Origin of the sequence: Clostridium sp. HV4-5-A1G, assembly GCF_900184915.1 — a bacterium.
GTDB classification, from domain to species: domain Bacteria; phylum Bacillota; class Clostridia; order Clostridiales; family Clostridiaceae; genus Clostridium_B; species Clostridium_B aromativorans.
Genome location: NZ_FXYI02000194.1, coordinates 1 through 6,363, shown reverse-complemented (window position 1 = coordinate 6,363; position 6,363 = coordinate 1). Strand labels below are relative to the sequence as shown.

The window sequence follows — 6,363 nt, the reverse complement described above, 5'->3', positions numbered from 1 at the left end:
ATATAATACTCTATTAAATTTTAGCTGCATAAATAAATATTTATAATAACAAAAAGTATCTGAAGATATAACACTTTAAGAGTACTATATCTTCAGATACCTTTTTTACATTACTTAGCATTATTATCTCAACATACCAATTATTTTTCTTTTTCAAAATCGCTTTTTGGCACACCACAAAGTGGACATACCCAATCTTCAGGTAAATCTTTAAAAGCAGTTCCTGGCTTAATTCCAGAATCAGGATCCCCTACTTTAGGATCATAAACATAACCACAAGCAGTACAAACATATTTATCCATCGTAATTCCTCCTACGTAATATAAATTATACTATAATTATGGCACAGTCAATTTTTTAAGTCAATATGTACTATTCTATAATACATGCTATCATTTAATTATAAATTTTTTAGCTTTATCATATACTTTTTTTCTATACTGATGCAGTTGTATAAACTTCTCCCCAATCAAGCAATTCTTGAGCACAGTTAAAAATTAATTATTAAAGAGTACCTAGTATTGAAAATTCGTAAAAATGTTGTTAATATTAATAATGTAAATTTGAGACCATGTTTTATAATATATCATTGGAGGTTTGTAATGGAAAATAAATCAAAAAATATACTGATAACTAAAGAAGAAATTGCAAAAAAAATAAAAGAATTGGGGAAATTGTTAAATCAAGAATACAAAAATAAAAATTTATATGTATTATCTCTTTTAAGAGGAAGTTTTATATTTACATCAGATTTAGTGAGGGAAATAGATCTTCCACTAAAAATAGGTTTTATGACAACTTCAAGTTATAAAAATTCCGAAACGTCATCGGGAAAAGTAAATATATTAAATGATATATTGGATGATATTCACGGATATGATGTATTGATTGTAGATGACATAATAGATACAGGTATAACTATGGATTTTGTTATAAATTATATAAAATCGCGAGGTGCTTCCAGCATAAAATCCTGTGTGTTATTGGATAAACCTGAAAGACGAAAAATTTCCCTGGAACCGGATTTTTACTGTTTTAAAATTCCTGATGTATTTGTAGCAGGCTATGGTCTTAATTATGGAGATTATTATAGAAATATACCTTACATATTTAACTGGGACTAATTATATTCATAGATGATTTTAGGGGAAATCTTCTGTTATTTCCCCTATTAATCTTTTACAATTAATTTGAAATTTTAAACCCTGATTTATCAATTCCTAAATTTATAGCAGTTTCCGGGACCTTACCTAATACAATAGTATCCGATATGGGTACTTCATTTTTTACTTTTATATCTTCAGTTCCAAGGGGAATTATAATTTTCATATTCGTGTTTACTTCAACATATATTTTATGTCTTGATTGGTTTATGCCCACACTTTCAAAACTAGATATATATTTGGTTTCTATATACCCTACAGGCTGCATTTTGACAGTTATATTAGGCCCTAAAAATACCAGTAAATTATTTTTCATTATATATCCCAAAGGAACTTTTAATCCAACTTTTCCTATCTTCTTTAGTCTTTGCTGACACTTAATAGCCACATCACAAGCTATTTTATTCATCTTTAACGTATCTGTCCTTATCATATTTATATTCCCCTGATTATCTTTTTCTACATCTATAATATTTTTGTAATCAAATTGTTTTGAATACTCTTCTATAATTACCGAATTTATGGTTTCAGTAATTATAGTTCTAGCTTGCACATCAGTAGCTTTCACAATTGCTGGACTTATTTCTGCATTCACAAAATAAATAAACAGTCCTAAGATCATCAATGTACACCCTATTATAAATAGGATTTTCACTCTATTATCAGTAACATGAAATCTTCTTATATCCATCACACCCTTATAATCATATACCATAATATATGACAATAAATGATTCTTTATTTACCTAAAAATTTATATGTTTCATTAACACTTTAATTTATGTTATAATAATTTAAATGTAAAGGTTAAAACAAGGAGGACAATTATGGTTAAAAGACATAAAAAAACCCAAACCAAGACTTTTAAAAAAGTAGCTATCATTTTATCTGGTCTGTTAATAATAGCATTTATAGTCTTAATGGGTATATCCCTTGCAATTATAAAAAACTCCCCTAAATTAGATGTAAATCAAATATTAAATTTAAGCGAACCTTCTGTTCTATATGATGATAAGGATGAGCTAATGGATGCAGTGGTCACTCCTCAACAGAGAACAGTAATTCCATTTAGCAGTATGCCCCAAAATTTGAAAAATGCTTTCGTCAGCATAGAAGATGAACGGTTTTATACCCATAAGGGCATAGATTTAAAAAGACTTATCGGGGTAATATTCATAGATATTAAAAGCAAATTTATAAAAGAATCAAATATTCAAGGTGCATCTACAATAACACAGCAGCTGGTGAGAAGCATATTTTTGTCACCAGAAGTATCTTACAAACGAAAATTACAGGAGATATATCTTTCTCTGCAGCTTGAACAAAAATTAAGTAAAGATCAAATACTAGAAGCATATATGAATACAATTTTTTTAGGCGGAAGAGCCTTAGGTGTTGAAGCTGCTTCCAAACAGTATTTTGGAAAGCCTGCAAAAGATTTGAATTTAATTCAATGCGCTTTTATTGCAGGTATGCCTCAAAGTCCATCCGTATATTATCCTTATTCTCCAGCCTCACGAAAAAATCCATCTATATATTTAAATAGAACTGCCACCGTAATAAAAAAAATGTATGAAAATGGATATATATCTCAACCTCAATATACTTCAGCAATAAATGACATTTCTACAGGTAAATTGAATATTAATCCACAGCCTACTGTAAGCAATGGTTACAATAATGAATGGTTTACAGTATCGGTAATCAATTCGGTAAAAAAAGACTTAAAAGCACAATACCATTATAGTGATGACGAAATAGAAAATTTACTTATGTACGATGGTTTAAAAATACATACTACAATGAATAAAAATTTACAGCAAGAAACTCAAAATACTTTGGATAACAGCAGTGTTTTACAAGCTTCATCATTGGATAAAAACGGAATTGTACAGCCTCAGGCTTCTGCTGTAGTCATGGACTATCATTCTGGAGAAGTCAAAGCATTGGTAGGTGGAAGGGGCACACAGCCTGCAAGATCCTTTAACCGAGCTGCATCGGAAAATTATTTGAGACCTTCTGGTTCCAGTATAAAACCATTAACTGTATACGGTCCTGCCATAGACTCTAAAAAATTTACAGCAGCCAGTATTTTTGAAGATTCTCCATTATCAGATGAAGTTTCTTACAAATATACCACCAACGGAGAACCCTATCAGCCTAAAGATGATACCTACATAGGTGGAAATATGACCTTGAGGACAGCTATAACTCATTCTATAAATCTAGTTGCAGTAAAACTTGAAGACAAATTGGGATTAAATACCGCTGCCGATTATGCAGAAAAATTTGGAATTACTCTAGACAATGATGATAGAAGTAGTATAGCTGCACTGTCCCTCGGAGAACTCCATCATGGTGTAAATACATTGATAATGTCTGCCGCTTACGGGGTGTTTGGAAATTCAGGCACATATACTTCACCAAAACTCTACACTAAAGTTGAGGATAGAAATGGAAAAATTCTACTGGAGAATAAAACCAAGACAAAAAAAGTTCTTTCTCCCCAGGCAGCATATATAATGTATGATATGCTCAAAGGTCCGGTCAGTGCTGAAGGTACTGCTCCTAGTGCAAATATAGGAAATATGCCTGTAAGAGGTAAAACTGGAACTTCCAGCGACAGCAAAAACCTGTGGTTCTGTGGGCTAACGCCTTACTATTCCGCTGCAGTTTGGATTGGAAATGATGACAACACAGTTTTGGACAGTTCCCTCAACAGCAACTCTGCGGCAAAACTCTGGGCAAATATAATGTCTCCTCTTCATAAGAATTTACCTGTAAAAGATATTAAAATGCCTTCCGGAGTAGTGGCCCAGTCAATTTGTTCCGAATCAGGGAAGTTACCTGTTTCAGCCTGTTATACAGATCCTGAAGGAAGTAAAGTCTATACTGAATTTTTTATATCAGGTACAGTTCCAACTGAAAAATGCGACATGCATCGCTCCTGGAACATTTTTGACTATTTTACAAAACACAAAGATAAGACAAATAACAATAAGTCCACAGATGACACCAATACTGGAAATACAAAAAAAGATGACACCAATTTAAACAGGGGTCAGAATAATTCTGACGGCAGTTCAGAAGATGATACAAACGATGGTGAAAATGTTAAAAATCCTGGAGATATACCTCCTAAAACACCAGATACAAATAATTAGAATAAAATATCAAAGTACAAGTTTAGACAATTCGCAATGTACAATTAATGAAGATTTAAACTTTGTACTTTGATATTTATTTTCAGCTATCCACCTAATATTTTTCTCATGTTCTTTAACACTTTCTTTTCTATTCTAGAAACCTGTACCTGATTTATACCCAACATTTTAGCTACCTGAACCTGAGTTTTATCTTTAAAATATCTAAGCATTATAATCTGTCGTGATTTTACATCTAAATCTTTAAGTGCCTCTTTAAGTGCAATTCTATCTATCATTTCTACGTCTTCATTTGGATTATTACTTATTTTATCTATTAAGAGAACCGGGGAGCCATCATCCTGGTGTATAGTATCATAGAGATACTGCAAACTGGTAACAGACTCCGTAGCAAATATCAGATCTTCAACTTCAACACCAGAGTATTCAGCCAGCTCTTCCACAGTAGGTTCTCTATTCAACTTTTTTGTCAATGCCTCTCTATCATAATGAAGTTTTTTAGCTGTATTTTTTACACTTCTACTCACTTTTATCATTCCATCGTCTCTTAAAAATCTCTTTATTTCTCCTAATATCATTGGTACAGCATATGTAGAAAACTTTACATTGTAACCTGGATCAAAGTTATTTATTGCCTTCATGAGTCCCATACATCCTATTTGAAATATATCCTCATACTCGTATCCTCTATTTAAAAATTTTTTGCTTATAGTTGATACCAATGGCAAATTCAATTTTACCAATTTATTTAAGGCATCTTTATCCCCTTGCTTTGCATATTTAATTAAGTCCAAGTTATCTTCATAACTACACTTTAATTTTTTTACTGCTTCTTCATCCATATCATTCACCTAACTTAATGAATTAAAAACTTTTTTCATTATCAATCTTGTCCCTTTATTTTTTTTAGATTCCACTTTAAGCGAATCCATAAAAGTCTCCATTACAGTAAATCCCATTCCTGATCTTTCAAGATCAGGTCTAGATGTATAAAGCGGCTGTCTCGCTAAATCTATGTCCTCTATTCCCACTCCCGTATCTTCCACAGTTAAAGTAAGTTCTCTGTTTTTAATAAAAGCCTCAATTTTAACTATTCCTTCCTTATTTTCATAACCATGAATAATAGAGTTCGTAACAGCCTCCGAAACTGCAGTTTTAACATCCGTTAATTCTTCTATAGTAGGATCTAACTGAGACACAAACGCTGCTACTGCTACTCTGGCAAAACTTTCATTTTGTGATTTACTAATAAACTCTATTTTCATACTGTTATCGTACATAATATTTATCCCCCCATTAAATATTCTCAATTGCTTCCTCAACATTATCATAAAGCTTTATAATTTTAAACAATCCTGAAAGTTCAAATACTCTCTTTACCAAATCAGTTGCTCCTGCAATACACATGGAACCGTTCTTTAAATTTAGTTTTTTATACCTTCCAATAACCACCCCTATTCCAGAACTGTCCATAAAACTTACTCCTGAAAAATCCATTATAAGTTTGTTCAATCCATCCCTGTCCAATCTATCATCAATTTTAATTCTAACTTCCTCTGCACTATGATGATCTAATTCTCCTTTTATACTCACTATGAGTTTATCGATTTTAATTTGAAATTCTAAATTCATGAATTATCCAAAGCTCTACTAAAATTACACTATAAAACTTCTAACATAATTTTAGCGTTAAAACATAATTTTAACTTTAATTTACCATATAACATATAATAGCCTTAATGTTATATGACTAAAGTTTAGTACACTAAACTTTAGCATATGCAAATATGCATAGTCCGAGCCAGACATTTTTACCCCCCTTCTGTTATTTTTTATGTAATACCCTTGTAATCTATAGAATAAAATGTTTACCTTAATTATTATTCTATAAGTGTAATAATCTTCCTTTTTTTTTCGTTAGTCATTTTATTATTCATTTTTACCATATATTATATCTGTCTCTTATAAACATATGACGATGCCGACGAAGCTAGAAGTGTAGATCTAGGTGGTCGCCCTATCATTAAAAAAAAAAT

General features: G+C 31.2%; 7 protein-coding genes. 2 read left to right on the top strand and 5 right to left on the bottom strand.

Going from position 1 to position 6,363, the window contains the following annotated elements; genetic code table 11:
• Positions 1 to 140: 140 nt before the first annotated feature.
• On the bottom strand, positions 141 to 302 hold the full coding sequence (rd, locus tag J5G60_RS15765; RefSeq protein WP_150358809.1) for a rubredoxin: 162 nt from the start codon (positions 300 to 302) through the stop codon (positions 141 to 143).
• Between the two features lie 300 nt (positions 303 to 602).
• On the opposite strand from rd, the gene hpt reads away from it, so the two are divergent.
• Positions 603 to 1,124 (top strand): hypoxanthine phosphoribosyltransferase, encoded by a 522-nt coding sequence (gene hpt, locus J5G60_RS15760; RefSeq protein WP_150358808.1) that lies wholly within the window; start codon positions 603 to 605, stop codon positions 1,122 to 1,124.
• Between the two features lie 61 nt (positions 1,125 to 1,185).
• Here the strand turns inward: hpt and yunB are convergent, their stop codons facing one another.
• Positions 1,186 to 1,854 (bottom strand): sporulation protein YunB, encoded by a 669-nt coding sequence (gene yunB, locus J5G60_RS15755; RefSeq protein ID WP_179977872.1) that lies wholly within the window; start codon positions 1,852 to 1,854, stop codon positions 1,186 to 1,188.
• A 136-nt stretch (positions 1,855 to 1,990) separates the two neighbouring features.
• Here yunB and J5G60_RS15750 point away from each other — a divergent pair, with 136 nt between their 5' ends.
• Positions 1,991 to 4,327, top strand: coding sequence for a transglycosylase domain-containing protein (locus J5G60_RS15750; RefSeq protein WP_150358807.1), 2,337 nt, complete (start codon positions 1,991 to 1,993; stop codon positions 4,325 to 4,327).
• Positions 4,328 to 4,413: 86 nt separating this feature from the next.
• Here J5G60_RS15750 and sigF read toward each other — a convergent pair whose 3' ends face one another.
• From sigF to spoIIAA, 3 genes are read right to left on the bottom strand one after another with little or no spacing between them, the layout of a single operon-like run.
• Entirely contained in the window at positions 4,414 to 5,169 is a 756-nt protein-coding gene (gene sigF / locus J5G60_RS15745) for an RNA polymerase sporulation sigma factor SigF (protein ID WP_150358806.1), read from the bottom strand.
• A 9-nt stretch (positions 5,170 to 5,178) separates the two neighbouring features.
• Complete coding sequence (gene spoIIAB, locus J5G60_RS15740) at positions 5,179 to 5,607, bottom strand: anti-sigma F factor (RefSeq protein WP_150358805.1); 429 nt, start codon at positions 5,605 to 5,607, stop codon at positions 5,179 to 5,181.
• A 16-nt stretch (positions 5,608 to 5,623) separates the two neighbouring features.
• Complete coding sequence (gene spoIIAA / locus J5G60_RS15735) at positions 5,624 to 5,959, bottom strand: anti-sigma F factor antagonist (protein ID WP_150358804.1); 336 nt, start codon at positions 5,957 to 5,959, stop codon at positions 5,624 to 5,626.
• Positions 5,960 to 6,363: the final 404 nt, after the last annotated feature.

Excerpts from the sequence above, each read along its gene's own strand:
- rd (WP_150358809.1), bottom strand. The coding sequence starts at position 302 with ATGGATAAATATGTTTGTACTGCTTGTGGTTATGTTTATGATCCTAAA.
- hpt (WP_150358808.1), top strand. The coding sequence starts at position 603 with ATGGAAAATAAATCAAAAAATATACTGATAACTAAAGAAGAAATTGCA.
- yunB (WP_179977872.1), bottom strand. The coding sequence starts at position 1,854 with ATGGATATAAGAAGATTTCATGTTACTGATAATAGAGTGAAAATCCTA.
- J5G60_RS15750 (WP_150358807.1), top strand. The coding sequence starts at position 1,991 with ATGGTTAAAAGACATAAAAAAACCCAAACCAAGACTTTTAAAAAAGTA.
- sigF (WP_150358806.1), bottom strand. The coding sequence starts at position 5,169 with ATGGATGAAGAAGCAGTAAAAAAATTAAAGTGTAGTTATGAAGATAAC.
- spoIIAB (WP_150358805.1), bottom strand. The coding sequence starts at position 5,607 with ATGTACGATAACAGTATGAAAATAGAGTTTATTAGTAAATCACAAAAT.
- spoIIAA (WP_150358804.1), bottom strand. The coding sequence starts at position 5,959 with ATGAATTTAGAATTTCAAATTAAAATCGATAAACTCATAGTGAGTATA.